Below are 26,854 nucleotides of genomic sequence, written 5' to 3'. Positions count from 1 at the left end.
CTGTCTAGTGCGTGCTCGCCACGGCGATGGGTTCGCCGGAGACATCGTGGAACGGTCCTCGGCGGTCTGCGACTGCCAAGTACACGATCGCACCGAGTCCCGCGCCGATGAACCAAGAGAACTCCGAGACAACTCTGAACGCCGGAACGAATGCGAGCAGGAGTGCCACGACCGCGGTGATGACGAGGGCGACCACGGCACGCACGTTGATGCCCTTCGCGTAGTGGTATTCACCCAGCGCATCGGTGGAGAACAGAGCGGGAACGTTGATCTTGGAACGGCGCACCAGCCAGTAGTCGGCCATGATGATGCCGAACAGCGGCCCGAGGATGGCGCCGAGGCCGCCGAGGAAGTAGTTGATGACGGCAGGGGAGTTGTACAGGTTCCACGGCAGGATCACCAGGCCGATGACGGCCGAGATGAGTGCTGCGCGACGGAAGTTCAGGTGCTTCGGGAACAGGTTGTTGAGCGCATAGATCGGGGCGACGAAGTTCGCCATCAGGTTCACGGCGATGGTCAGGATCAGCAGCGCGAGTGCGGCGAGCACCAGCAGCAGGGTGTTCGGCACTTCCTTGACGATGTCGGCGGGCGATTCGATGATGCGTCCGTCGATGCGGAACTGAGCGCCGGCCAGCGTGACGACGATGCTGCCGAACACCAGCATGTTCAGCGGGATGCCCCAGAAGTTGCCTTTCACGATGGCGCGCTTCGACTTTGCGTTACGGGTGAAGTCGCAGAAGTTGAGGACGAAGGTGCCGTAGATCGCGACCCACAGGCTGGCGCCGCCGACGATCTTCAGCCACATGTCGACGCCGGTCAGCGAGTCGGGCGTGGTCCACGCGATCGACCAGTCGGCGCTGCTGAGCATCCAGATCGCGAGCGCGACCATCGTGATGAGAATGACCGGACCGGCGACCGCCTCGTATTTGCGGATCATCTCCATGCCGTAGCTGACGATGACCACCTGGATCACCCACAACCCGAGGAACGAGATCCATCCGAGAGTCGACAACCCCAGGAAGCTGTTCGAGTCGAGGGTCGCCGCCGACGGTGCGAGCGCGACGATCAAGATGCGCAGCACCACAGACGCGAGGTACGTCTGGATGCCAAACCATGCGATCGCGACCGCGCCACGGATGACGGCGGGGATCTGCGCGCCGCGGGTGCCGAATGAGATGCGGCTCATCACCGGGAACGGGACGCCGGTCTTTTCCCCCATGAACCCGGACAGGCTGAGCAGCAGGAAGAGGAAGGCGCCACCGAGTCCGAGCACCAGCAGGATCTGCCACCCACCGAGGCCAAGGGCGAACAGGCCGATGGCGAACGAATAGTTGCCCAGGCTGTGTACGTCGTTCGCCCACAACGTGAAGATGTTGTACGCGCTCCACCGTCGGCCTTCGCGCTTGGTGGGCGCGAGATCGGCGTTGTACAGATGCGGGCTCACGTCGGCGAACGGGGCAGCATCGGTACGACTGGAGTCGCCGATGAGCCCGGTGGACTCTGTGGTCATGGATACGCCTGTCACGGTCGGAGCGACGACGCTCGACGCCGCCGCAAACATTCCACTATGTGGAAGTAATATTCCACATGTGCAGTAAGTAACTCGTATCCAGACACTGCCTGTCAAGCTTTTGGCGCGATTGACTGTGTCGGTGCTCACATTTAGAGTTGGCCGAACGGTGGAGTGTCATTTCCACGATGAGGAATTATGCTGCTAGCCATGGAGAGCTGCCGATGACCGCCGACGCGCCCGAGACGCCGAACCACCCTGAATTCGACCTGGTGGTCCGCGGCGAACGCACGCTGACGACGGCGGGAATCGTCGCTCGCGAGATCGGTATCCGCGACGGTCGCGTCGTCGCGATCGAGCCGCTGGGGAGTGGCCTCACCGGCGCGGAGATTGTCGAACTCACCGACGAGCAGGTGATGATCCCCGGATTGGTGGATACGCACGTGCACGTCAACGAGCCGGGCCGCACTGAGTGGGAGGGGTTCGACTCCGCCACCCGCGCCGCAGCGGCGGGCGGTGTGACCACGCTGATCGACATGCCGCTCAACTCGATTCCGCCGACGGTCAATGTCGAAGCACTCAACGCCAAGCGTGCGGCCGCAGCGGGCAAGACGCACATCGACGTCGGTTTCTGGGGCGGCGCGATCCCCGGCAACACCGATGATCTGCGCGGTCTGCACGACGATGGCGTGTTCGGCTTCAAATGCTTCCTGTTGCACTCCGGCGTCGATGAGTTCCCGCATCTCGACGCGGACGAGATGGAGAAGGACATGGCCGTGCTGGCCGGCTTCGACTCCATGATGATCGTGCACGCCGAGGACTCCCGCGCCATCGACCATGCCCCCTCGGCTGAGGGGGATCGGTACGAACGCTTCCTCGCGTCGCGACCGCGCGGCGCCGAGAACGTGGCGATCGCCGAGGTCATCGAGCGCGCCCGGTGGACCGGTGCCCGCGCGCACATCCTGCACCTGTCGTCGTCGGACGCACTGCCGATGCTCGCGACCGCCAAACGCGATGGCGTCAGGATCTCCGTCGAGACATGCCCGCACTATCTGACGCTGCTCGCCGAAGAAATCCCCAACGGGGCCACCGCATTCAAGTGCTGTCCGCCGATCCGCGAGGCGTCGAATCGGGAACTGCTGTGGCAGGGCCTGCTCGACGGCACAATCGACTGCATCGTCTCCGACCACTCACCGTCGACGGTCGACCTGAAGGACGTCGAGAACGGTGACTTCGGCGTTGCCTGGGGCGGCGTCGCGTCCCTTCAGCTCGGCCTGTCGTTGATCTGGACCGAGGCCAAGCGTCGCGGGATCAAGCTCACGCAGGTGCTCGAGTGGATGGCGGCCAAACCCGCCGTGCTCGCCGGACTGAACACCAAGGGCAAGATCGCCCTCGGCTACGACGCCGACTTCGCGATCTTCGAGCCCGACTCCGCACAGGTCGTCGACGTGCACAAGCTGCACCACAAGAATCCGATCAGCCCTTATGACGGACGCGCACTCGCCGGTGTCGTGAGGAGTACCTGGTTGCGCGGCAAGAAGATTGACTTCCAGACGGCACAAGGTCGGATGCTGCGCCGCGGTGGCGTCTAGCGCACGGCGACGTGGTCTGCTCCAATTGAACTGGGCAGAATTGCGAGGCCGCAGCGGAGGCCGGGATGCGAGTGCTCACCTTGCCGGCGATCACACAGCGCGGCTGGAAGCCATATTTGCGGCGCGTTTAGTTGGGAGCTCGGGTAGCGTGGGGCACGACCTCGAGGAGCTTCGTCATAATCTCGCACCCCATAACCATCGAGTTATTCCGTGGACTTGCAGAGCTCGAAGATACTGGCCGCGGCCAACTTCCACACCGCTTGCCGCGCACCGCACGTGCGCGATGCGACGACCCGCAACTGTTGAGCGCTGAAGCGCAGCCCTCGGGTGTGCGCGTCGCGGTGCGCACGACCGCGACACTGGTCGAGCTCGATCTGCTGCGGACACGCGTTGTGCTGACCGGCGTGCCGCCACGTGCCGACGGTGCCGTGGATCTGCTGGTCGATGGTCGGCGGGTTCAGCATGCGTCGGTGTATGGCGGTGATCTGGTGCGCATCGACCCGGCAACGGGTGCGACGGAGATAGAGCAAGGCGAGGCGGCGACCCTTCGCTTCGACGGGCTTGCGCCACAGGACAAGACGATCGAGCTCTGGCTGCCGCATTACGAGCGAGTCGAATTGATGGCCTTGCGTACGGATGCACCGATCGCAGCCGCTCCGGCTGGCCGACCCATCTGGGTGCACCAGGGCAGCTCGATCAGCCAGGGATCCAACGCCGCCACTCCCAGCACCATATGGCCCGCGTTGGCGGCCGCTCATGCGAACCTCGACCTGGTGAATCTGGGCTTTTCGGGTAGTGCAATGCTGGATCCGTTCGTCGCCAGGGCGATTCGTGACCGCCCCGCCGACCTGATCAGCGTGAAGATCGGTATCAACCTGGTGAATTCGGACCTGATGCGCCAACGCGCGTTCGGTCCCGCTGTGCACGGGTTCCTCGACACCATCCGTGACGGGCATCCAACAACGCCAATCATGGTCATCGGCCCACTGCATTGTCCGATTCACGAATCTACGCCAGGGCCGGGAAGTTTCGATGAGGAAGCGCTGTCGGCAGGAACGATTCGCTTTATTGCGCTGGGCGACCCGGCCGACGCGAAGGTTCCGAGCCCGGGGCTACGGCGGCTCACCCTCCAGAGCATCCGCGAGCAGCTCACTCAGATCGTGGCGCAGCGCCAGACCGAGGATCCGCATCTGTCCTATGTCGATGGTCTCGACCTGTACGGACCTCGCGACGAGGCGGCACATCCGCTACCCGACAATCTGCACCCGGACGCCGACACCCATCGGCTCATCGCAGAACGGTTCGTCGCATTGGCATTGATGTAGATGCGACACCGACCTCCTGGTAAAGCCCACATACTGACCAGTGGACCTTTCGGGTGGCGAAACCGTTCCCGTCCGGCCGAGTGACGAAGGATATCCGCTGCTCGGCATATACGGTGAGAACGCACGGTGTCTGGCAACAGCGCGAACACGATGGAGGAATGCAGCGAGGTGAGTCAGGCTTTGCATAGAGGCTCGCAATGGTAGCTGTTTCGGTGCTGGTGCTTTCCGGTAAGGGCGGAACAGCGAAAACGCTATGGCAGATGATGCTGGCGGGGGAGGCCTCGCGGGCTGGGATCTCCGCGTTGCTAGTCGACGTAGACCCAGAGCGAAATCTGTCTAATCACTTTGGAGTGTCGCAGCATTCGACCGGCTTGGGTTCAGTGCTTGAGGATGCCGATATCAGTTTTTGGGGGAATCCCGACAAGGGTGCGAAGCGAATCGATGAGGAGATCATTGAAACTAGATGGCCCGGCATCGATTTGCTACCTGCAGGTGCTTCCTTAGGCCGTGTTGCAGGCTTCGGCGTACCGGACACCGGATTGTTGCGGGCGATCTTTGACGCTGCCGGCATCTTTGCCCGTTATGAGGTTATCTTGATCGACACCGGCGGCCGCACTGGCTCACTGGAAGCCTTGGCAATGCATCTAGGTGATGTTGCGTACGCGCCGATCACTCCGACTCTTGATGCGGTACGCAAAGCACGCGAGGCCCGTGACAGAGTTGAGCGTATCCAACGAACACATCGACTCAGGTGGTGTGGTGTAGTTCTATCCGGTTTCGACCGTCGAAACGGCATCGACCAGTCGATCAGGGAACGGGTACAGACGGAATTTGGCGACGAGGTCCGTGCTGAGCTGCCACGTCGGGCCGTTGTTAACGAGGCCTTTCAACTCGGAAACCGACTCGGTGATTGCTCCGACCCAATCGCGACGAATCTCGCGCGAATCTTCCGAGATTTCCTGGAGCGCGACCTGCTGGGCCGAAATACGAGCGACCGGTGATTCCAGCGAAATATAGTAGGGGGAAACGGGATAACGAGTGTCAGCGCAGTCACATGTCATGTGCGAGATCGCAACAAGTTGTTGCCGGTTGCCGATGATCGGACGTCTGGTTGCCGGCGGAGTGCCCGTAGCGTAGGGGAACCGTCCGGGACGTGCACCTACCGCCGACTCAAGCTAAAGCGATTGCCGCACACATGATCACAATCCATGTGAGGCCGAGTATCTGCAGCACGCGGTCTTTGAGAACGATGTCTTCCGGCTCACCGGCAATGCCACCGTCGACGTCGACGGCGTAGCGCAGGATTGCGACCGTGATCGGGATCATTGACACGGCGAACCACGACGCGGAATTCCCATCGCGCTCGAACGCCCACAGTCCGTAGCACACAACAACGGCTGTGGCGGACATCGTCCACACAAACCGCAGGTACGTGCTGGTGTAGCTCTCCAGCGACTTCCGGATCTTCGCACCGGTCCGCTCAGCGAGTTGCAGTTCGGCATAGCGCTTTCCAGCGACCATGAACAGCGATGCGAACGCCATCACCAACAAGAACCACTGTGACAGCGGGATTCCAGTCGCCGCGCCACCAGCAATCGCTCTCATGAGGTAGGCCGAGGAGACAATGCAGATATCAAGTACGGCTTGGTGTTTGAGGCCGAAGCAGTAGCCGAGCTGGATCGCCAGATACACCACGATCACGAGCGCAAGGGGTGGTGCAACCGCAGCCGAGATCGCCAGTGTGGTCGCGGCGAGTGCGATCGCCAACGAATAGGCAAGGGCGGGGGAGACCACCCCGGCGGCGATCGGCCGGAAGCGTTTGGTGGGATGCTGGCGGTCAGCATCCACATCACGGGCGTCGTTGACGAGATAGATCGAGGATGCAGCCAAACTGAACGCCACAAACGCGACACCGACCTTGAGGAAGAGATCGCGGTAGTCGTAGTCGACGTCGCCGCCGAGAGTCGCCAAAGGCGCAGCCACCACCAGGACGTTCTTGATCCATTGCCGAGGTCGTAGCGCCTTGATGATGCCGACGGCCAGGTTGGGAGGCGGCCCGACGCGGGTCGACACTTCTTCGCTCACAAGTCGTGATTATCGACTAGCGCTTTCAGTGCACGTCGTACCGGCGCGCCCGAGAATTACGCGGAGTTGACGCTGATTGGCTCGGTCTGACGGCCTTACGAACCTTCCTGGCCAGGACAGTAGGGAAAGAACTCGGCGACCGTGCTCGCGCCGATCGGGTGGCGACCGACTCAGGTGTACCGCGCTACAAGCGCGGTGCCGATCGCGGCGAGGTGGTCGCGCACGCCCTGCGGGCCGGTGACTTCGAGCAATTCGGTGAGCCACGCAAGTTCGCCTGCGAGGACGTACTCGTTGTGGCCGCGGACCACGATCTCGATCCGGCCGTCGGGCGTGGAACCGCCAACTTCGAGGCGGCTCCCGAGCATCATCCGGAGCAGGCCGAGCCCGTCAGGATCGCACATGGCCTGCGCCTCGACGGGGGTGCGCCTTCGGTCGACCTCGTCGGCGATCTCGCGCCAGCTCTCGGCAAGGTCGAATCCCAGGGGCCGTTGGACGGGATCGTCCGTCAACTCGACCGACGAGACACGGTCGATCCGGAAGGTCCGTCGACCGGCCTCCGTATTGGAGATCAGGTACCACGTCGGGCCCTTGGCGACGATGCCCAGTGGGTGGACGGTCCGCTGGGTCTCCGAGCCGTTGCGGTCGACGTAGCCGAGCCGTGCTTGGACGCCACGGACTACCGCTTCTTGAAGTTCGTCGAGGAACCGGGGTGGTCGGGGCTCGAGCTGGCTGGATCCCCAGCCTCGTGGGTCTACGACGACCGATGTCGCGGCTGCCTCGGCCTGCTCTCGAAAGGGTTCGGGCAGCGCGCGTACGAGCTTGCGCAGAGCAGCCTTCACGGCCGGGGTTGCCGTCGAGGCGGGTCCGGCTACCAGAAACAAGGCGCGAGCCTCGCTCGCGGTCAGCCCTGAGAGATCGGTGCGAGCGCGACCCAAGAGGCGCCACCCGCCGCCTCGGCCGGGCATCGAGTACACGGGCACCCCGGCGACGCTCAACGCTTCGAGGTCGCGGCGGGCGGTGCGCTCGGACACCTCCAACTCCAGGGCGATCTCCGATGCTGTGACCTGCTCGCGCCGTTGCAGCAGAAGGAGGATGGCTACTAGCCGGTCGGCTCGCACCCGATCACACTCTCACATCAAACCGGTCAGTAGGTGACCAGTTTGGGTCGGCACACTGGCGCCATGATCACACCGACCAGTTCCATCACGGACCATCTCAACGATCCCCGGCCAATCCTCGACCGTGCCATCGCCACCGGCGGGGTCGTCATCGCCGGCGTCCGACCGGAGCGACTCACGGACCCGACGCCATGCGCAGACATGAACGTGCGAGCACTGCTCGCACACCTGATCGGCGTGCTTGACCGAGTTGCTGCGCTCGGCAACGGTGAAGATCCCTTCGCAGTCACCGAGATTCCTGTCCCCGAGGATCGCTGGTCCGATGCGTGGAGGGAGTCGGGGAGACGAGCCGCCGATGCCTGGAGCGATGACGTCGTGCTCGAACGACCCATGGCACTGCCGTGGATCGAAGGCAGCGGCGCCGAAGTACTGGCGTCCTACCTCTCCGAGCTGACCGTCCACACTTGGGATCTTGCGACGGCGACCGGTCAGCGGCCCGACTGGGACGACACGGTGGTCGCCGTGGCGCTCGAGGCGGCACGCCAGATCCTTCCTGCCGAGAACCGCCGAGCTCTGTACGAGGAGATCTCCGCCGCGAGGGGCCTCGACGAGGTCGCCGTCCCGTTCGCCGAGGCGGTTCCGATCGACGACGACGCGCCCGTCATCGACCGTCTCGTCGCCTGGAACGGCCGGGATCCGAGCTAGGAGCTTACGAGCCAGGTGTCAGGACAACTCACCAACGTGGGGCTCAGACGTTCACTCCAATGGCTCGGGCGTGAAGGTGACGTCGACTCCGCCTACGGTCATCGTCACCTGACCTTCGATCACCATGACCTGCGCCGAGACCCGTCGGTCGACGGTCTGGGCCAGTTGCTGCACTGGTTCGTGTGGTATCTGCACGACCGACAGGTTCGGCAGCCCCGCCACTTTGGGGCCGACGGTGCGCCACCAGGTGGCCACGCCGGCGGCGAACGGGAAGAGCAGCACCTGGTCGGCCTGGCTGGCCGCCTTGCCCAAGGCGCGTTCGTCGGGCTGGCCGACGTTGATCCACTCCAGGATCCGGCCGGTGTAGTCGGCGAGCCGCAAGTCCGGTACGCCAGGGGTGGACAGGCCCGCTCCGAACGCCAACTCACCGTCGACGTCGCTGAGTCGGTGTGCGCGCAGCCCAAACGCCAACAACCGCACCACTATCCGCTCATCGGTCTCACTGGGATGACGGGCCACGGTCAGCGTGTGATCGGCGTAGTAACCGTGATCGACATCGGAGACGCCAAGTTCGACTTTGAACACTGTTGCAGAAAGGGCCACGTCATAGTGTCCACCCAGGTGGTGCCCACCGAGTAGTCGGGCCGCTTTGAGTGGTCAGGCCGCCCTAATCGTGGACGGGCCGTCAGTACCGTGCGACGTTTGAGTGGGGGGCTTTCGCATCGAAACGGGGGCGCACGAGCCTGACTCATCCGATGAGAACAGAGACTTCTACTGGTACCCCTCCGTATTCGTTTCTGCCGTATTCCGGCGTTTGTCGGATATTGATGTGACCGATGCTGGGGGAGCAGTCCTGGCGGTGGCTCGGTCGTCATCACCGGGCGGGCCGGCCCGCCCGGTGGCTGTCCGCCAGTTTTCTGATGGCTTCGGTCAATGGCGACTCGGCGTTCATTCCCGGAATCGGGTCTCGGTCGATTACCTGCGCTGACGCATACTCATCAATCATGGGCGGACCCAGTGAGCGGATCGTTGAACAGCGTGTGCGTAACCGCATCATGGAAGCAGTGAAGATCCTCGCTGATGGCGACGATTGATTTTGATTGCGGATTCGGGAGTCGTTTGCTCACGAATTCGGGAGTCGTTTGGGGGTACTTGATCGGCGTGGATTGCTCACAAAGTTGGGAGTCATTCGGGGGGTAGCGGGCGTCCGGTCGTATGTGGACCGACTGCCTCGGCTCCTCGAACTTCCCGAGTTCGTTCACTGTGCTGTCTCTAGGCGGCGATACTTATGTTCTTCGACTCAGCGAGGGACGGGGAAGCCAGATGGGGCGACGGTCGAATTCGGTGAGCCGGTTCGGGGTGGGTGTGTTCGATCAGATCGTCAATGCGCATCCATGGCCGACGGTGCCGTTGCGCGCTAATTACCTTGGCGCTGTGGTCGCCGGTGCAAACTCGTTTTGGGTGGGCGATCATCTGAACTCGTTGTTCCCGCGGTCGATCGCGAGCCGCCGCTACGTCGGTGCAGCGCGTGTGGTGCCGAACGTGGACGCGATCCTCGAACCGTGGACGATTCTGGGCCATCTGGCGGCGCGCAACCGGATCGGGCGGCTGCGTCTGGGTGTCAGCGTCACTGATGCTGGTCGACGCAACCCCGCGGTTACCGCCCAAGCCGCTGCCACGCTGCACCTGCTCACTGGCGGGCGGGCGGTCCTGGGCATCGGCACTGGTGAGCGCGAGGGCAACGAACCCTACGGGGTGGATTGGGCTAAACCGGTCACACGGCTGGAAGAAGCTCTGGCCACCATCCGCGCCCTGTGGAACTCCCGCGGCGAGCTGATCTCGCGTGACTCGCCGTACTTCCCGCTGCACGATGCCGCCTTCGAGTTACCGCCCGTCAAAGGGAAATGGCCCGAGATCTGGGTCGCTTCACACGGCCCGCGCATGCTCAGAATCACCGGCCGCTACGCCGACGCCTGGGTACCAGCGCTGATCGCCCCCACCGATTACGCCGCCGGATTGGACGCAGTTCGAAGCGCCGCCTCCGACGCCGGCCGCGATCCCATGTCGATCAAAGGGGCCTGGCAAGGATTCGCTGTCGTCGGCCGCAACCGCGACGACGTCGACGCGGCGCTAAGCAGCGACGCCATCAAGTCCACTGCACTGCTCGCCCCAGCAGCTTGGTGGGAGCGCCACGGCGTTTCACATCCGCTCGGCCTTGCCGGTGGAGCAACCGACATCATGCCCCAACTGATCGATGAACAGACCGCACTGTCTTACACCCGGCAGGTTCCGCAATCCTTGCTCAAGGAGGGGTTGCTGACCGGCACCCCCGACGACATCATCGAACAGGCCGCCGAATGGCGAAACCAGGGCGTGCGCCACATCACGCTGGGCAACATCAGCACGCTGCAGCCGAGCTTGCGCAAGGGGCTTGAGTCGAATTTGCCTTTCCTGCAAGTGATCCGCGGAATGCGACGACTCTAAGGGCCAAGGTTATCCATCGGGAGATTCATGGTCACGACCCGAGCCGGTGGTCCAGGGCCAGGGCTGATTCATCTGATGAAAACGGAGACTTCTGCTGGTAATTCTGCATATTCGATTCGTGCATATTCCTCGAGACTGACGATTGCTCAGGGTCTGGCCCTACACGTTATGGGTGGCATCGCCAAGATCGCGTCGGTGTACATGACCAGCGCTGCTAACGAGTGAGTTTGGCGGAACATCCGTTGCCACGACCGCGCCCGCGGCAACGACCGACCCTGAACCGATCGTGACACCAGGAGCGATAGTCGCGTTGGCCCCGATCCACACATTCGTACCGACATTGATTGGGGAGACAGTGATGCCGTCGAACCGCGCCGCCGGTTCTACGGGATGGCCCGCAGTACACAGCGTGACGCCCGGCCCGATCATTGTGCGGTCGCCGATTGTGATGCCCCCAAGGTCATAGAACGAGCAATTCTGGTTGACGAAAATGCGGGCGCCCAGATGTAGGTTTAGCCCGTAGTCGCAATAAAACGGCGGGTAGATTGTGGTGGTCTCAGGCAGCGACTGTCCCAGGATTTCTTTCAGCAACGAGTTGCGACTATCCACATCCGAGTGCCGTAGGGCGTTCAGCTGCGACGTCAGGTCCATGACAACCTGGACCCGTTCAACCACATGGCGCGATTCGTCAGTACCTCTGGGGATCAGCCGTGCCGCGTACTTCTTCATATCTCGATCCTGTCACCGGCCACGAACATCTCGTATGGCGACTCACCTCACCGCGAAACTTGGCAACCACGTTCAGTGGCGGTGGACGGAAAGAGCTACACGACAACCAAAAACACGGCTGGCGGCCAATCGGCACCTCGGGCTCAGACGTTCATTCCAATGGCTCGGGCGTGAAGGTGACGTCGACTTCGCCTACGGTCATCGTCACCTGACCTTCGATCACCATGACCTGCGCCGAGACCCGTCGGTCGACGGTCTGGGCCAGTTGCTGCACTGGTTCGTGTGGTATCTGCACGACCGACAGGTTCGGCAGCCCCGCCACTTTGGGGCCGACGGTGCGCCACCAGGTGGCCACGCCGGCGGCGAACGGGAAGAGCAGCACCTGGTCGGCCTGGCTGGCCGCCTTGCCCAAGGCGCGTTCGTCGGGCTGGCCGACGTTGATCCACTCCAGGATCCGGCCGGTGTAGTCGGCGAGCCGCAAGTCCGGTACGCCAGGGGTGGACAGGCCCGCTCCGAACGCCAACTCACCGTCGACGTCGCTGAGTCGGTGTGCGCGCAGCCCAAACGCCAACAACCGCACCACTATCCGCTCATCGGTCTCACTGGGATGACGGGCCACGGTCAGCGTGTGATCGGCGTAGTAACCGTGATCGACATCGGAGACGCCAAGTTCGACTTTGAACACTGTTGCAGAAAGGGCCACGTCATAGTGTCCACCCAGGTGGTGTTCCCCGGGCAGTCGGGCCGCTTGAGTGGTCAGGCCGCCGCGCTAGCCGTCGGATCGAGTCGCCACCGATAGGCCCCCTAACCGGCGTCCCGTGTCCCTCACGAGCTAATCGTGGATCTCCTGAGGTTTGGCAAGGGGAGAGAGCCTGACCGCGGGGCAATGCGGCGGCTATGCCGTTGACCATCATCGCGGCGCTGCGAACGGTCCAGTTGTTTGCTGGCGATGTCGCGTCAGTGAGGGTCGAATACCGCGGCGAGGTCGTGTTGGTCACCGGTGAGGTTTCCCGCAGCGATTGCCTGCTGGACTGTGAGCATGCCGGCGGCTAGGCCAAGTATCACTAAGGGTTCGGCGCGGAGCACGGTAGTGGGTTGTTCATCGACCGCTAGTCCAACGTGCGTGCCGACTTTGTCTATGCGCACAATCAGGGTTGTGCCGTCGACCTCGATAGCGGCCGTTGCAGGAACCTTGGTCCGATTGCTGCCCAGCAGCGACTCCAGCGCCACCATCAGCCAATGGGGTTGGAAGCTGTCGTTTTGCGGGCCGGAAACCATGAGGGGTTTACTCCAACTCACCAGCGCGGCAACGGTACTTCGGAGTTCGTGCCCCCAGGCCGTGAGTGCGTAGGCGACGCTGTTGCTATCACTGTCTAGCTGGCGATGAACAACTCCAGCGTCTTCCAGTTCACGCAGGCGATCAGTCAGCAGGTTAGTCGAAATCCCGGGAAGCCCGGCCTGGAGTTGCCCGTAGCGCGCTGGGCCGGAGAGCAATTCGCGCACGACGAGCAGGCTCCACCGATTGCCCACGACGTCGAGTGCACGTGCTAAGCCGCAGTACTGCCCGTATGACCGCATGGGTAGCGCCTCCTTCTTTGCTTTGCGCCAAGCTCAATATTCGATCTCGATCTCGTCGAAGTCGAGCGCCAGCAATGTGGGCTGAGGCAGGACACTGGCTCGGGGACCCCGCGGAAATACGCGCCGCCGGGTGGGAAAAACAATCCCATCGATGCAGCGATACTGGCTGCAGTAGAGCGCGGCATTGGCCCAGGCGCCGACGGGTTCGGCGAGGAAGTCGTGGCGACCGATCAGGCCGTCGGAGTCCACATAAAATGTCTGCTGCCGGCAGTGGGTGTTGATGTCACCAGGTAACGTGGCCAGGAGCCGCCGCCATTGACGACCTGACTTCTGACAGGGGCCGCCGTCTGTCACGGTGACGCCGTCGAGGGTAAGCAGGTGCGGCAAGGTGAGGTAGTTCCAGAAGGCGTATCCAGCAAAGTAGGTCGTGTCGAGGGGATCCCAACGGAGGTTACGGCGGATTCCGCTCAGTCCAAAGAAGGCTGAACGAGGGTCGGTTCGGACATCGATTACCTCACCGCCACGGCTTTCTAGCCGCGTCTCGCCGTGGTCGAACACGCCGCGCTGGCCGGCCTGCGGGAAGTCTTGAAGGACGGTGCGCCGCTCGGCGAGTCTGACCTCGACAGCGAAGTTCGACAACTTGCTGCCGGGAAAACGCCGGGGCAGCAAGCCACCCAAGCGCCCCCGAGCGGTAATCGTCGCAATAGACCTCCAACGTTCAGCGCCGCCATAGGCGTCAAGAACCTCGTTGAGTAGCCCGGTCATCCCACCGCCTCGAGTCGCACTTCACTTTTGATTGTGCGCTTGTATATTACATGTGCATTGCGTCACCATGGACGGAAGGGGAAACCGACATATGCGGATCGCACGAAACGGCGGCATCACGCATCACGTAGACCAGGGCTCGATGCCGCGCCTGCTCACAATCAGCCCAGGAGCCTTGCTATGCATATGAATTGGCTCGGCATTGTAGTCGCCACCGCCGTGGGAATGGCGGTAGCCGGCGTATGGTACGGAAAGCTTTTCGCCACCGCGTGGTGGAACCTGACTGGCATCACTCCAGAGCAATCGAAAGCGGCAAGCCGACGAAACATGGCTCAGTTGCTGCTCGCCAATGCGGTGACTGCGACAGGTCTGGGGGCTGCGGTCGAGGTCACTTTCACGGCCACCGGCGGCCACTCGGTGTGGCTCGCCATTGTCGTCGGCTTCGCGGCGTGGCTGGCCTTCTCGGTCACAACGCTGGTTCAACACAACGCATTCGAACTGAAGCCGCCCCGACTGACCATCATCAACAGTGCCTACCAACTCACGCTGTTCCTCACGATGGCTCTCGTGATCGGGCTGTTCTAGCAACTCGAAGGCCGTTTGGCGATCAACGCTGGCCCTGGCGACGCCAGTGCCGATCCGGCCGATCGGGTTGAAAACGATTCACCTGATGAAAACGGGGGCTTTTTACTGGTAGCCCTCCGTGTTCGATCCCGCCGTATTCCCGGCGTTGCTAAGCGGCGAATCAGGTGGAGTGTGACAGGGGAGAGGTGCTGACTGCTGGCCAGCTCGCTAGCGGCGGCCGGACGGGCGAGGTCGTCGATGGCAAGTTCCGGGAGTGTTGACGCCGCCAACCATCCGGTGTTCACGCTCACCGCGTTGTGAGGGTTCATGCGACGCTGCTGACAATCGCCATAATCAGCCCGCCCAGGGTCAGCACCCCAACCATCACTGCGGCGGCGATCGCCCGGCGTCGTCGGTGTCGGCGGGCGCCGTCGATCGCCACCGCGATGCAGGCGAGGATCAACGCTGAATAGGCCGCCAGCGCCACCGTCAGCGTCAGCGTCGCCGTTGCCGCGGTGCTGGCCAGAGTCACGTTGTGCATGCCGTGAGCCTACGGCGCGAACGGAAGCACTCATACTCGACGTGATTGTCGACGACCTCTTCCTTGCAGTTGCTCAGAGTCGCTGCGACAGCACCTCCGTCACGGGTGGAAAAGGTTGAGCGGCAGCCCAAATGGGGTGCGCGACCGGGACTCGCAATAGCGCGTACTACTGGCAAACCTGCATATTCGATTCCTGCATATTCGTTCGACCGAGTCAGCGACTGACCAATGGGGCGACCAGGCTGGAGATGATTCATCAGATGAAAACGGAGTAGTTTACTTGACATAATGTAGCTTATCGGTACATCTCCAACCTGGCGATAACCCGCGGGCCGGCGGCGTGCAATCAATCTCTTCGCCTTACCGCGGTTCTCGTGTCAATCGTCATCCGTCTCGCTCGTGGCGCCGCTGTGCGATGCGTAAGCCGCACAAACGTCGTGACGATGGCCTGGCTTGCCAAGGATCCGTGGCAAGCTGCCGGCGTCTGGCTACGTGCGACCGCTACGCGCACCGGTCAACCGCTCGCGGCGACTCATGTTGACCCAACCCCCGTCACGGCTCACCTCGACCAATTCGTCACAGTGACGATTCGTAGTTTGGTGCCTGGACGCGGATGCCACTGCTCTGCAGGCACTTTCGGCGGATTGGTGGCCGGAGACGCCCGCTGCCGCCTCGGTGGGCTTCCGCAGCGCGGCGTCCCGGCCCGTTGCGCGTGGCCGTGACATGTCGAATCAGACGATCGCGGCGCTGTCGACTTCACGAATGCCAAGGATTTGGAATCCGTGCCAAATCTGAATGAGCGGCAAGACGCACCAGAATGAGTTCATGTAGATGTACTTGACGACGATCTCGTAGACATTGCTAGTGATGCTCGGATTGCCGGCCAGTGCTTCCACAAGGTAGTACAGAACGACCAGCACGAATTGCGTGAGGCCAATGACTATCTCGTATGCCGCGGCTCTGCGCCGTTCCGCGGCACGAATTGCCTTGAACGCAAGAAGCGCAAGCACGCCTGTGGCCACCATCGACGATTCCATGCCGACAACAAACGGGTCCGCTTCGATCCAGCGTCTGTCTGCCGTCCCGTACAGCCACCACAGCCACGCCCACCGATCGACCTCCGTTACACCATCGAGCGCTCGATGCAACACCAGCCACGGAAGTTCCCAAAAGAACTGAGCGACTGCTGAAATAATGGTCCATACAAAAACCAGTTCTGAAATTCTTCGGCGAGTCGACAACCCACGGCTCTCTACGCAGATCAATGGCGTCGCCAGAACACCAGTAATGCCGAGGCAGGTGGTCAATGCTGCAATATTTCCAGTCAACCTGGGATCGGCTGCGCCCGCCAAGACCAGTACGTATCCGAAGGCGATCGGAACGGTTGATAGCGCCGCGAAGATCGTTAGCAGCGTTCGTCTTTCGTGCAGCATTGCATCCCTTACTCGACTGGTTCTCAAGTTGCCACACACCGGTTCCCCTTGAGCAGGGCCAAAAGTCCTTGTTCGGCCAACTTTCGGACGACTTGCCTGCCATTGCGGCGGCAACGCGGCGGGTGCCAGTCGGAGCGGCACCTGACCCTCCGGCGGCACTCCCCCAACAATTCCCGGCGCCGAGGCGCCGGAGGAAATGCACATCTGGATACCGCAGCTCAAACCGCTTGGGCAGGTTCCGTGCACCAGGCAACCAGCGACGGAGACCTATTCATTCCGGCGTTCGGGCGCTTTCCACCAATGCTTCCCTCGTAGAACAGTGCGGCCTCGCTTGCCCACAGCCGCAGGTACCGCGATGTGAGCCTTTCGCATCCCTCTCTGCCGGGAGTGCCCGGGTATGCGCAGGTGCGCGGTCTTAGGATCTATGTATGGGTGCAGCATCCAACGAAGGACCGTCGGCGAAGAAGAAGTTGTCACTCAGCGGTCAGAAGAAGCTCTCGAACAAGGTGTATGAGGCCGAGTTGTTCCGGCTGCAAACTGAATTCGTGAAGTTGCAGGAGTGGGTCAGGCATACCGGTGCGCGTGTCGTGGTGGTATTCGAGGGCCGCGACGCCGCAGGTAAAGGCGGCACCATCAAGCGGATCACCGAGTACCTCAGCCCGCGGGTCGCCAGGGTGGCCGCACTGCCGGCACCAACCGAACGCGAACGGGGTGAGTGGTATTTCCAGCGATACATCGCGCACCTCCCCGCAAAGGGCGAGATCGTGCTGTTCGACCGTTCTTGGTACAACCGAGCAGGGGTCGAACAGGTCATGGGCTTCTGCACGCCACAAGAGCATCAACTATTCCTGCGCCAGACGCCGATCTTTGAGCAGATGCTGGTCGAAGACGGGATTCTGTTGCGCAAGTATTGGTTCTCGGTATCCAACGAAGAACAATTGCGTCGGTTCAGGTCAAGGCTGAATGACCCTGTCCGGCAGTGGAAGCTCTCACCGATGGATCTGGAATCGGTCTACCGTTGGGAGGACTATTCGCGGGCCAAGGACCAGATGATGGTTCATACCGATACACCTCAATGCCCCTGGTACATCGTCGAATCCGACGTCAAGAAGCATGCGCGGCTCAATATGATGGCGCATCTGCTATCCAGCATCGATCACGATAATGTGGAACGGCCAAAAGTCACGCTCCCGACACAGCCAGTGCAAGCAGATGACTATCGACGCCCGTCGCGCGACTTGTCCCGATACGTTGACGATCACGTGGCGACCCTGATCGGCGACCGCGAGTAGCAGAGGGAAACTACCGTCACCTACTTCTCGCGTCGCCCGGTTCGATCCGACCGGGAAAGATCCTCGAACGCTGCTGAACCACAGCCCGGGCGGCATCAGCCAGAGTGAGTTCGCTGCCGAATGCGTATGCACGCAAGCGCACCAAGGCATCGACGACGGTGATGCCCAACTGATTCGCAACCATGTCGATCGCTTGATGGACTTCCGAACGCCACAGAGCCGGCTCCTCGCCAGGATCGATTCCCACACCCAGCGGTGGAGTAATCCCGCTGCGGGCATCGATCGCCAGCGCTAGGGCTGTGTCGGCGTACAGCAAGGCATCGAGCAACTGGTTGTGACCCAGTTCGCCGGGGGTGTCGTGGACGAGGTCAAACACCCCCAGCGGGACGGCACCCAAAGCCAGCGGCAGGCTGAACATGGCATGCACTCCCCGACTGACCGCCTGGGCGGCAAAAACTGGCCATCGGCTCCTGCTTCTGATGGAGGTCAAGTCCTCGGCGAGAATTGGCCAGCCCGATTCCAGCGCATCAATGCCAGGCCCCTCGCCGGCCGTCGCTTGCAACTCTTCTAGCTCACGAACTCGCTGACTTGTGGTAGACGCCAGCTCAAGCCTGGACAGGCCCGTCGTGAGCAGCAGGCTGACTCCGCTGATACCGAGTTCCTCGGCGCAGGCCGAACACGCCAGATGCGGCGACAGCGGGCCAGCCTCATCTCGGACACGACTGGTCAGCGACGACCAAATCCGCACGGCGTTAACTTTATGCATCGCAACCCATTCCGATTTCGACTGCGGCCCTCAATGGATACCCCGGCCAGAGACCAGGCGGTCCCAAAGCGGCCGAGGCGATTATTGACGCTCCCACATTGGGAGTGGCGGCGATGTCGATTACGAAGGCGAGAGGACTTTAGTCCCCGTCGAAAGATTCAAACGTCCCCACGGGGCGCCGGGCACGGCGGCGGACCGCAGTGGCGAGTATGGAGGATCTGCCCCTGTTCAGGTGCGCTCGCCACGGTGAAAGATCCACTGCTGCACTCACGCTGATCTTGGCGTCGTGCACCCTGCGGCACAGGGAATGGCCGACGAGACGACTTAAGTCCCTATTGGCAGCCGATACGAAATGCCACGATCGTGCCATGATCAACGTTCTCTCAGCGGGTTCGATCTCCGTCGCAGATCTCATCGGTGATGCAGTAATTCGGGTGCCCTGCGATGCGACGGTCGCAATGGCGGCGGAGGCCATGGCCGAGGCCGGGATCGGCGCGGTGGTGGTTGGCGACGAGGACCGCCCAGTAGCACTGGTGAGTGAACGTGACCTCATACGTGTCATCGCCGCCCATCGGGATCCAACTGCCCTCCGCGCCGTCGATGTGGCGAGCACGAATCTGGTCTGGTGCGAGGCTTCCGATACCGTCGAACAAGTGGCCGTTCGGATGACCGACCGCCACATCCGGCACATCCTGGTAGAGCGCGCTGGTGTTTTGGTGGGCATCGTCTCGGCCCGTGACCTGCTCGGTGTCTATGCCGCTGACGCCGACCCCGCGGTGTGAGCTCCTCGGCCGATTGTCGCGTCGGCGCGCGGCGGTGGATCTGACACGGCCACAATGCGGTTCGAAGACGGTCACGCTGTATGCAGTGTTGCCAGTGCTTGGGTGAACAGTTGGTTGGCCGGAGTCGGGTCGAGGTCACGTAGTGGCCCGGAGTTGATCTGGCCGGTGTAAGTCACGGTGACCGTGTGCAGGTCGTCGAGCAGTGCGCGGTAGACGTAGCGGACGGTATCGATGGTGGGTCCGGTGCCGTCTGTGATGGTGGAGCTGACCCGCACGGCCTGGCTCGATTTCACCGCCACCCCGTCGGGGATCGGGGGCAGCACGACCGAGCCCGTGAAGCCCTGGATGAGGCCGGCCTTGTAGAACACCACCGCGTCGCAGTGCGGGGGCACATCTTGGACCGGTATCGGCTGGGGGGACACCAAAGCGGTTACTTGCAGCAGGCGGCCCTGGCTTACTCCGGTAAGGCTGTCGAGGATGGCCCCCACGGGTGGCGATGTGCCGCCGTTCCGTTCGGCCGGGTTGGCGCAGTTTGCCGGGATGACGGTGGCCCCCTGCGTCATGTCCTCCTGCTTAGGAAGAGACTGTTCCGTCACATCAGTGGCATCGGCAAATGTCAGGTGGAACCCAGAGGGGAACTGGGCAGCCAGATCTACCATCTTGATCAGCCACTGCTTGTCAGCTGCCGTGGAAGTACTGCTGTTGTTGATATGGCTGTTCAGCTCCCAGCCCCCTGCACCTGCGAGCGAGGCCACGACGATCGTCGCGGCGGCGAGCAAGACCCAACCTCGCCGCGACAAACGTGGCCGTTGCTGAGAGTCGGTCTCGCCGCCGCTGTCTGAACGCGGGGCGGAGTCGGAATCGTCTGTGTCAGACACGGTTTGTTCAGCCTCCAGTGGATACAGCGAAGGGCCTGAGGGCGTAGTTCAGCGGCAACTCACCAGATTTGACCCCCGATCATTCGCTCGTCGGCAGAGCACGTTTCAGAGGATTCCTCGGCGCGCCGTGCTGTGCATGCCTCCTGACTACTCCTTAGAGCGAAGCCGCGCCAGGGCCGAAAGTCCTGATCTAGCAAACATGCTCGCGTAGCCGCCGATTTGCCGGCGGCCCACAACAGCGAGCGATGACAAAAGTCCCTACCCGCGCTCCAACGCGACCCGTTGAATGAGACTGCAAGTAACAGGTACAGGCTCAGGAGGGACTTTGCCGAAGGACTCGAACGATCTGCGATTGCTGCATGAGTTGGAACCGATGGCAGAGCGCCTGCTCAACAGGCATCTGTCGATGACGAAGGACTGGAATCCTCACGACTACATTCCGTGGTCGGACGGCAAGAACTATTACGCCCTGGGCGGCCAGGATTGGCACCCCGAGCAGTCTCAGTTGTCGGAGGTCGCCAGGCTCGCCATGGTGGTCAACCTGCTCACCGAAGACAACCTGCCTTCCTATCACCGTGAGATTGCGATGAACGTGGGCATGGACGGTGCGTGGGGTCAGTGGGTCAAGCGCTGGACCGCTGAAGAAAACCGGCACAGCCTGGCGCTGCGCGACTATCTTGTGGTGACGCGTGCCTGCGACCCGATCGAACTCGAAGAACTGCGCGTCGAGCAGATCACCCGCGGGTTCTCCCCTGGGCAGAATCAGCAGGGTGACCTGTTCGCCGATAGCCCCCTCGACTCCGTCCTATACGTGAGCTTCCAGGAACTGGCGACGCGGGTGTCTCACCGCAACACCGGTAAGGCATGCAACGATCCAATCGCCGATCAACTGCTGCAACGAGTTTCATCCGACGAGAACCTGCATATGCTTTTCTACCGCGACATCTCCGCGGCAGGCTTCGAACTCGCGCCGAATCAGGCCATGGCTTCGGTGTACCGGATTCTCAGCAACTTCACGATGCCCGGATACACCATCCCAGCGTTTCGCCGCAAGGCGGTCACCATTGCCGTCGGCGGCATTTACGATCCGCGCGTCCACCTGGAGGAAATCGTGATGCCTCAGCTCAGGAAGTGGCGCATCTTCGAACGCGAGGATTTCACCGGTGACGGAGCGCGCGCGAGAGACGATCTGGGTGTCCTGATCGAGAAGCTGGAAGAATCCTGCGTCAAGTTCGACGCGGCCAAGGAGCGCCGGCTCAGCCGCGCAGCCCGCAATGCCGAGAGACTTGCTTGAGCGACAGGAGCGGGACAAGCACTGTGCAGGTTGGAATGTGGGCCGGACTACCGGCAATGGATCACTAGGGTCGGGCCACGACAGGGAACCGTGCGACCGCGGTTCCCTGTGGCCGGATCTCAGAGTGAGTCTGCTGCGGCACGCCCAGCCGTGCGACCGGTGAACAGGCAGCCACCGAGGAACGTCCCCTCCAGCGCGTTGTAACCGTGCAGCCCTCCACCCCCGAAGCCGGCGACTTCACCGGCGGCGTAGAGACCATCAATGGGTTGTCCGTCCAGCCCGAGCGCGCGTGAGCGAAGGTCTGTTTGGATGCCGCCCAGTGTCTTTCGAGTCATGACGTGTAGTTGGACGCCGATCAGCGGCCCTGCCTTGGGGTCCAAAATGCGGTGCGGAACGGCGGTGCGGGTCAAGCGATCTCCGGCGTAACGCCGCGAATTGCGGATGCCTTGGACTTGTGCGTCCTTGCTGAAGGGGTTGGCCATCTGTAGATCACGCGCCTCGATTTGTGCCCGTACCAGGGCCGCATCGAGCAGAGGCTCATCGGTCATTCGGTTCATCGCCCCTACGAGTTGACCGAGTGTCCTGGCCACCACGAAGTCTGCGCCATGCCGCTTGAAAGCTTCGACAGCCGTGGGTGCCTTGGTGTTGAGCAGGCGGTCTCGGACAATCGCCCGGACGCTCTTGTTGGTGATGTCGAGGTTCTGTTCGGAACCCGACAGGGCGAACTCTTTCTCGATGATCTTCTGGTTGAGGATGAACCACGAATGGTCGTAGGCCGCGATATCGGGGTCAGTGCGTAGGTAGCGCAGAGTGCCCAGGGTGTCGTAGCCGGGCAGATACGGTTCGGGCAGTCGTCGGCCCAGGGCATCGAACCACATGGACGACGGACCGGGGAGAATGCGGATTGCGTGGTGGGGCCAGATCGGACTCCAATCGCGTACACCTTCGGTGTAGTGCCACATGCGGTCGCGGTTGACCAATCGCGCTCCGGAGTCAGCAGCAATGTTGAGCATGCGACCGTCGACGTGGGCAGGAACACCGGTGATCATGTTCTTCGGCGGGCTTCCAAGGGTTTTTGGCCAGAACTGACGTACTATCTCCTGGCTCCCGCCGATACCGCCGGCCGCCACGATCACCGCCGCAGCGGTGAGTTCGAACTCACCGCACGGATCCCGATTGGTGGAGACGCCTCGGGGGGATGTGTCGGGCGCGAGCACCGTGCCACGCACGCCGACAACCGCACCCGACTTGACGAGTAGCTGATCGACACGGTGCCGGTGGTAGAACCGTACGTGTCCGTCGAGCTCGGCCAGCTTGGCCAAGTTGACGAACGGTGCCACCAAACCGGCGCCAGCTCCCCAAGTGATGTGAAATCGAGGCACCGAGTTGCCATGTCCGTCGGCGCGCAGGTCGCCGCGCTCTGCCCACCCTACGGTGGGCAGGAATCTCACGCCGTGACTCGCCAGCCACGGCCGCAACTCTCCTGCGGCGAATTCCACATAGGCGCGAGCCCATTTCTTCGCCCAAAGGTCTTGGTCGTCAAGACGATCGAACTGGGCACTCCCCTGCCAGTCCTCCCAGGCAAGCGCAACCGTGTCCCTCACTCTGAGGCGCCGTTGCTCGGGACTGTTGACCAAGAAGATTCCACCGAGCGACCAGAAGGCCTGACCGCCCAAGTTGGCGGGGCCTTCCTGGTCGACCAGGGCAACCTTCTTGCCCCGCCTCGCCAGTTCGTGGACAGCGGCCAGACCCGCTATGCCGGCGCCGATGACGATAACGTCTGCATCCATGGGACGTACCTTCCAGATATCAATGGCGCACCTTGGCCAGAAGGTGTTGCGCCGGTCCTATTTTCGATCCAGTCGGGTCCGCTGGCCATTGTCACTGCTTTCCGCAGAGATACCTGTCGGGGCGGCCTGTGTGGCAGCAACGCCCGACCGCACGCCTTGGACGCCATACAGGGTCATGTCTGTTCATCAGCAGGGAATTACCAACATCGGGCAACTTCCCTGACGTAACACCCAAGTGATCACTGGCAGAGCACGATTCCACACCGCACCGTTGGGAGACCTGGCCAGAACCAGGAGTCGAGTTGCCGGGTCCTGCCCATTCAGAGGCTTGTTGAGGTCGTTTGATTTGATGACGCTGATTGGGATATCGCTAAATGTCTTGCGTAGGAGATTGACTCGACGTTGCAAAGCGTCCTCGTGCATCTGGATTCCGTCTGTTCCGTGGCCGGCCAACAGGAGAACCTTGGCATGGCGAAGGCGCGCTTCTGCGACCGCTTCGCAGATTGCGCGGTCGATTGCTGCCGAACCGCTGATCGGCACCAGCACCCAGTTCACGGCAATCGCCGTCGTATTGGCTGATCCCTGGATGACCGCAAGTGGACAGCGTGAGTTCGCTATCAGCATGGCGGCGGTGCATTTGTCGGCTGCTCCTACACAGATGAGTGACGCATCCGATGACAACCGAGCGAGTTCGTCGGCTAGTAACCCGACTTCGCGCACCTCGGGGACGGTCCCTAGCGCTGGGGTAACCTTCGCAGCAGCTTCCTCGACGGCGTCACGGCCAACGCGATCGCATAGCGCATCTTGCGGCGTGGTGTAAATCATTTGCAGGGGTGCACTTCTGCCGACAGCTTCGTCAACCGCCCACTCAGCAGCGCGTAGTGACGCACGAGAACCGTCAATTCCGACCAACACGGGCCGGCCTTCGCGACCATCCGGCGCATCGCCTGCAAGAACCTCGGGTGCCGACGCCACGCCGAAAAAGTAGCGGCTATCTCTCATTCGAAACTAGAGTCCAAAGACCCGAATCAGCTCTCGCGTCGGTTGGAACAACCGAAACACCCAACGACCTCAGCGAAAATTGTGTGTTCACAACCCGATTGATCACGATGCACCGCTATCGCTTTTCAGCAAGCGCAACTCATCGTCCCACTTTCGATAACGCCGACGCATCAACCACTGCTGCGCCACGGACGCCGCCAGGCCTATCACGCCAATAGACACCAACCAAACGGCAACCCCAATGGACACTGCGTCGACGCCGGCTTGCCATCGAGGGGGTGGTGGCGGCACTTGCCGGCCGCTGGAATCGACGAATATGTCGACCTGATCGTCCGCTTCAGCCGAGTGGCTGAGAAAGACTGAACCGGACCGCTCTCCGAGAGGGGTAGGCCAGCGAGCCGGTGCTTCGAACTGTCTTTCCGTACTCCCGAAAGGCACTCTGCTTCGGGCCATCACGCGGGCCTGCACGGTGTGGCGAGTCGCTGCCAGTTGGGCGTATTGATGAGATCGGCTGTCATGGACGGTGGTGGTGATCGCAGCAGCGATTGCCGTAGCGGTCAAGAGCAGAGTGACAACCAGGACGGCTGCGACTGCCTCCGCCCGGTCGCTGAGCCGAATAATGGGATTGGCTCCCAGCGCCCGCACGATCCAACAACGTCCGGCGCCGAAGGTGAAGTGCATCAACAGAAACCTCCTTGTGTCGAATCCCGGGGTCTCCATCGTGTGGAGGCACGCCGCACCAGGGCAAGAGGATAAAGACCGCTCGATGCTCTGACTCTTGAGGACCTTTGCCGTCAAATCGACGACGAAATGCCCTTTGCCGCATGGGTTTCTGCCACGGTGCCCGCCATCCCGCTGATATCTCACGAGTGCCACTGGCCTCTGCACAAACAGCGAAGGGCCGAAAGTCCCTGATTTTCAAGGCGATGGACCCTATACGGCGATTGCATTGCGACCGTGATTTGCGGCGGGAAGATGTCCTCTCTCGATAGGGACTTATGGCCCTTCCGCGTGGGGACCGAGCGAGAAACAGTGGTAGCCAACTGGACACCTTGTGGGAATCGCCGCCAACTGCCTGATAGTCAGAACCGCCGAGTCAGCCCTTGATCGGTGCGTGGGTGAGGGTGTTAGAGAGGAGATTTGTTTGTGACTGCCGAAGCCCCTCCAATCGGAGAACTCGAGGCACGTCGTCCGCTTCCGGAACGGACAGGCCCTAAGGGCAACCTGATCTACAAGCTCATCACCACGACCGATCACAAGCTGATCGGCATCATGTACTGCGTCACCTGCTTCACGTTCTTCGGGATCGGCGGTGTGATGGCACTTTTGATGCGCACCGAACTGACCGAACCCGGGATGCAGTTCTTGTCCAATGAGCAGTTCAACCAGCTGTTCACCATGCACGGCACGGTGATGCTGCTGTTCTACGCCACCCCGATCGTGTTCGGGTTCGCCAACCTGGTGCTCCCGCTGCAGATCGGCGCACCCGACGTGGCGTTCCCGCGGCTGAACGCGCTGTCGTTCTGGCTGTTCCTGTTCGGTGCGCTGATCGCCCTCGGCGGCTTCATCACCCCCGGAGGCGCCGCGGACTTCGGCTGGACCGCCTACACGCCGCTGAGCGACGCCATCCACTCCCCCGGAGTCGGCGCGGACCTGTGGATCCTGGGCATCGCCGTTGGCGGTCTGGGCACCATCCTCGGCGCGGTCAACATGATCACGACCGTGGTCTGCATGCGCGCACCGGGTATGACGATGTTCCGGATGCCCATCTTCACCTGGAACATCCTGATCACCTCCATGCTCGTGGTGATCGTGTTCCCTCTGCTGACCGCCGCGATGTTCGGCCTGGCCGCTGACCGCCGACTCGGCGCCCACATCTACGACCCGGCCAACGGTGGCCTGATGCTGTTCCAGCACCTGTTCTGGTTCTTCGGCCACCCCGAGGTATATGTACTGGCCCTGCCGTTCTTCGGTGTCGTATCCGAAATCATTCCGGTGTTCAGCCGCAAGCCGATCTTCGGTTACACCACCCTGGTCTACGCGACCATCAGCATCGCGGCCCTGTCGGTCGCCGTGTGGGCGCACCACATGTATGCCACCGGCGCGGTCCTGCTGCCGTTCTTCTCCTTCATGACGTTCCTGATCGCCGTCCCGACCGGCATCAAGTTCTTCAACTGGATCGGCACGATGTGGAAGGGCCAGCTGACATTCGAGACGCCGATGCTGTTCTCGGTCGGCTTCCTGGTCACCTTCCTGCTGGGCGGTCTTTCGGGCGTGCTGCTGGCCAGCCCGCCGATCGACTTCCACGTCACCGAGAGCTATTTCGTCGTCGCGCACTTCCACTACACCCTGTTCGGCACCATCGTGTTCGCCACCTACGCCGGTGTGTACTTCTGGTTCCCGAAGATGACCGGACGTCTGCTCGACGAACGCCTGGGCAAGCTGCACTTCTGGCTGACCTTCATCGGTTTCCACCTCACCTTCCTGGTGCAGCACTGGGTCGGTGACGAGGGCATGCCGCGTCGTTACGCCGACTACCTGCCGTCGGACGGCTTCACCACGCTCAACGTGATCTCCACGATCGGTGCCTTCATCCTGGGCATCTCGACGTTGCCGTTCGT

Annotated in this window: 25 protein-coding genes; 10 read left to right on the top strand and 15 right to left on the bottom strand. The window is 62.2% G+C overall.

Annotated features, from left to right (window positions below):
- Positions 1-4 precede the first annotated feature (4 nt).
- Positions 5-1,510, bottom strand: a complete 1,506-nt coding sequence (locus AB0I14_RS30785) for an NCS1 family nucleobase:cation symporter-1 (RefSeq protein WP_358030351.1) — start codon at positions 1,508-1,510, stop codon at positions 5-7.
- A 224-nt stretch (positions 1,511-1,734) separates the two neighbouring features.
- On the opposite strand from AB0I14_RS30785, the gene allB reads away from it, so the two are divergent.
- The 3 genes from allB to AB0I14_RS30770 all read left to right on the top strand — a co-directional run bounded on the left by allB (position 1,735) and on the right by AB0I14_RS30770 (position 5,428).
- On the top strand, positions 1,735-3,102 hold the full coding sequence (gene allB / locus AB0I14_RS30780; protein ID WP_358030349.1) for an allantoinase AllB: 1,368 nt from the start codon (positions 1,735-1,737) through the stop codon (positions 3,100-3,102).
- 176 nt (positions 3,103-3,278) lie between these two features.
- Positions 3,279-4,427 (top strand): SGNH/GDSL hydrolase family protein, encoded by a 1,149-nt coding sequence (locus AB0I14_RS30775; RefSeq protein ID WP_358030603.1) that lies wholly within the window; start codon positions 3,279-3,281, stop codon positions 4,425-4,427.
- Positions 4,428-4,624: 197 nt separating this feature from the next.
- The gene (locus AB0I14_RS30770; RefSeq protein WP_358030346.1) at positions 4,625-5,428 is read left to right on the top strand and encodes a ParA family protein; all 804 of its coding nucleotides are present in this window, start codon (positions 4,625-4,627) and stop codon (positions 5,426-5,428) included.
- Positions 5,429-5,597: 169 nt separating this feature from the next.
- Here AB0I14_RS30770 and AB0I14_RS30765 read toward each other — a convergent pair whose 3' ends face one another.
- Positions 5,598-6,512, bottom strand: a complete 915-nt coding sequence (locus AB0I14_RS30765) for a decaprenyl-phosphate phosphoribosyltransferase (protein ID WP_358030343.1) — start codon at positions 6,510-6,512, stop codon at positions 5,598-5,600.
- Positions 6,513-6,682: 170 nt separating this feature from the next.
- Positions 6,683-7,630, bottom strand: coding sequence for a WYL domain-containing protein (locus tag AB0I14_RS30760; RefSeq protein ID WP_358030341.1), 948 nt, complete (start codon positions 7,628-7,630; stop codon positions 6,683-6,685).
- A 63-nt stretch (positions 7,631-7,693) separates the two neighbouring features.
- Here AB0I14_RS30760 and AB0I14_RS30755 point away from each other — a divergent pair, with 63 nt between their 5' ends.
- Positions 7,694-8,335, top strand: a complete 642-nt coding sequence (locus tag AB0I14_RS30755) for a TIGR03086 family metal-binding protein (protein WP_358030338.1) — start codon at positions 7,694-7,696, stop codon at positions 8,333-8,335.
- Positions 8,336-8,386: 51 nt separating this feature from the next.
- Here the strand turns inward: AB0I14_RS30755 and AB0I14_RS30750 are convergent, their stop codons facing one another.
- Positions 8,387-8,938 carry a YaeQ family protein gene (locus tag AB0I14_RS30750; RefSeq protein WP_358030335.1) on the bottom strand — a complete coding sequence of 184 codons (552 nt, stop codon included), beginning with the start codon at positions 8,936-8,938 and terminating at the stop codon, positions 8,387-8,389.
- Positions 8,939-9,679: 741 nt separating this feature from the next.
- Here AB0I14_RS30750 and AB0I14_RS30745 point away from each other — a divergent pair.
- A complete protein-coding gene (locus tag AB0I14_RS30745; RefSeq protein ID WP_358030332.1) occupies positions 9,680-10,819 on the top strand; it encodes an LLM class flavin-dependent oxidoreductase in 1,140 nt (379 codons plus the stop codon).
- Positions 10,820-10,978: 159 nt separating this feature from the next.
- Here AB0I14_RS30745 and AB0I14_RS30740 read toward each other — a convergent pair whose 3' ends face one another.
- The 4 genes from AB0I14_RS30740 to AB0I14_RS30725 form a co-directional block, all read right to left on the bottom strand.
- The gene (locus AB0I14_RS30740) at positions 10,979-11,548 is read right to left on the bottom strand and encodes a DapH/DapD/GlmU-related protein (protein WP_358030329.1); all 570 of its coding nucleotides are present in this window, start codon (positions 11,546-11,548) and stop codon (positions 10,979-10,981) included.
- 151 nt (positions 11,549-11,699) lie between these two features.
- The gene (locus AB0I14_RS30735; RefSeq protein ID WP_358030327.1) at positions 11,700-12,251 is read right to left on the bottom strand and encodes a YaeQ family protein; all 552 of its coding nucleotides are present in this window, start codon (positions 12,249-12,251) and stop codon (positions 11,700-11,702) included.
- Positions 12,252-12,505: 254 nt separating this feature from the next.
- The gene (locus AB0I14_RS30730) at positions 12,506-13,078 is read right to left on the bottom strand and encodes a helix-turn-helix domain-containing protein (RefSeq protein WP_358030325.1); all 573 of its coding nucleotides are present in this window, start codon (positions 13,076-13,078) and stop codon (positions 12,506-12,508) included.
- Between the two features lie 81 nt (positions 13,079-13,159).
- Positions 13,160-13,891, bottom strand: a complete 732-nt coding sequence (locus tag AB0I14_RS30725; protein WP_358030323.1) for a hypothetical protein — start codon at positions 13,889-13,891, stop codon at positions 13,160-13,162.
- A 180-nt stretch (positions 13,892-14,071) separates the two neighbouring features.
- Between AB0I14_RS30725 and AB0I14_RS30720 the strand changes: the two genes are divergently transcribed.
- A complete protein-coding gene (locus tag AB0I14_RS30720; protein WP_358030321.1) occupies positions 14,072-14,476 on the top strand; it encodes a DUF1761 domain-containing protein in 405 nt (134 codons plus the stop codon).
- Between the two features lie 304 nt (positions 14,477-14,780).
- On the opposite strand, the gene AB0I14_RS30715 is transcribed toward AB0I14_RS30720, so the two are convergent.
- Positions 14,781-14,996, bottom strand: a complete 216-nt coding sequence (locus AB0I14_RS30715; RefSeq protein WP_358030318.1) for a hypothetical protein — start codon at positions 14,994-14,996, stop codon at positions 14,781-14,783.
- 731 nt (positions 14,997-15,727) lie between these two features.
- Positions 15,728-16,429 (bottom strand): hypothetical protein, encoded by a 702-nt coding sequence (locus AB0I14_RS30710; protein ID WP_358030315.1) that lies wholly within the window; start codon positions 16,427-16,429, stop codon positions 15,728-15,730.
- Positions 16,430-16,857: 428 nt separating this feature from the next.
- On the opposite strand from AB0I14_RS30710, the gene ppk2 reads away from it, so the two are divergent.
- Entirely contained in the window at positions 16,858-17,721 is an 864-nt protein-coding gene (ppk2, locus tag AB0I14_RS30705; RefSeq protein ID WP_358030312.1) for a polyphosphate kinase 2, read from the top strand.
- Between the two features lie 16 nt (positions 17,722-17,737).
- Here ppk2 and AB0I14_RS30700 read toward each other — a convergent pair whose 3' ends face one another.
- Complete coding sequence (locus AB0I14_RS30700) at positions 17,738-18,469, bottom strand: GAF and ANTAR domain-containing protein (RefSeq protein WP_358030310.1); 732 nt, start codon at positions 18,467-18,469, stop codon at positions 17,738-17,740.
- Positions 18,470-18,855: 386 nt separating this feature from the next.
- Here AB0I14_RS30700 and AB0I14_RS30695 point away from each other — a divergent pair, with 386 nt between their 5' ends.
- A complete protein-coding gene (locus tag AB0I14_RS30695; protein WP_358030306.1) occupies positions 18,856-19,269 on the top strand; it encodes a CBS domain-containing protein in 414 nt (137 codons plus the stop codon).
- A 71-nt stretch (positions 19,270-19,340) separates the two neighbouring features.
- Here AB0I14_RS30695 and AB0I14_RS30690 read toward each other — a convergent pair whose 3' ends face one another.
- Positions 19,341-20,048: a DUF5642 family protein gene (locus AB0I14_RS30690; protein WP_358030304.1), complete on the bottom strand. Its 708-nt coding sequence runs from the start codon at positions 20,046-20,048 to the stop codon at positions 19,341-19,343.
- A 424-nt stretch (positions 20,049-20,472) separates the two neighbouring features.
- Between AB0I14_RS30690 and AB0I14_RS30685 the strand changes: the two genes are divergently transcribed.
- Positions 20,473-21,441 (top strand): acyl-ACP desaturase, encoded by a 969-nt coding sequence (locus AB0I14_RS30685; RefSeq protein WP_358030301.1) that lies wholly within the window; start codon positions 20,473-20,475, stop codon positions 21,439-21,441.
- 119 nt (positions 21,442-21,560) lie between these two features.
- On the opposite strand, the gene AB0I14_RS30680 is transcribed toward AB0I14_RS30685, so the two are convergent.
- The 3 genes from AB0I14_RS30680 to AB0I14_RS30670 all read right to left on the bottom strand — a co-directional run bounded on the left by AB0I14_RS30680 (position 21,561) and on the right by AB0I14_RS30670 (position 24,914).
- Positions 21,561-23,231: an FAD-binding dehydrogenase gene (locus AB0I14_RS30680; protein ID WP_358030298.1), complete on the bottom strand. Its 1,671-nt coding sequence runs from the start codon at positions 23,229-23,231 to the stop codon at positions 21,561-21,563.
- Between the two features lie 186 nt (positions 23,232-23,417).
- Positions 23,418-24,206 (bottom strand): universal stress protein, encoded by a 789-nt coding sequence (locus AB0I14_RS30675; RefSeq protein ID WP_358030295.1) that lies wholly within the window; start codon positions 24,204-24,206, stop codon positions 23,418-23,420.
- A gap of 129 nt (positions 24,207-24,335) precedes the next feature.
- Positions 24,336-24,914 carry a hypothetical protein gene (locus tag AB0I14_RS30670; protein WP_358030292.1) on the bottom strand — a complete coding sequence of 193 codons (579 nt, stop codon included), beginning with the start codon at positions 24,912-24,914 and terminating at the stop codon, positions 24,336-24,338.
- 465 nt (positions 24,915-25,379) lie between these two features.
- Between AB0I14_RS30670 and AB0I14_RS30665 the strand changes: the two genes are divergently transcribed.
- Positions 25,380-26,854 (top strand): cbb3-type cytochrome c oxidase subunit I (locus tag AB0I14_RS30665; RefSeq protein WP_358030289.1); only part of this gene is annotated, 1,475 nt, incomplete at its 3' end.

The organism is Mycobacterium sp. NPDC050441 (assembly GCF_040655355.1).
GTDB lineage: Bacteria > Actinomycetota > Actinomycetes > Mycobacteriales > Mycobacteriaceae > Mycobacterium.
Note: the sequence above shows the minus strand (reverse complement) of the source record. Positions and strands in the feature narration are given on the sequence as shown.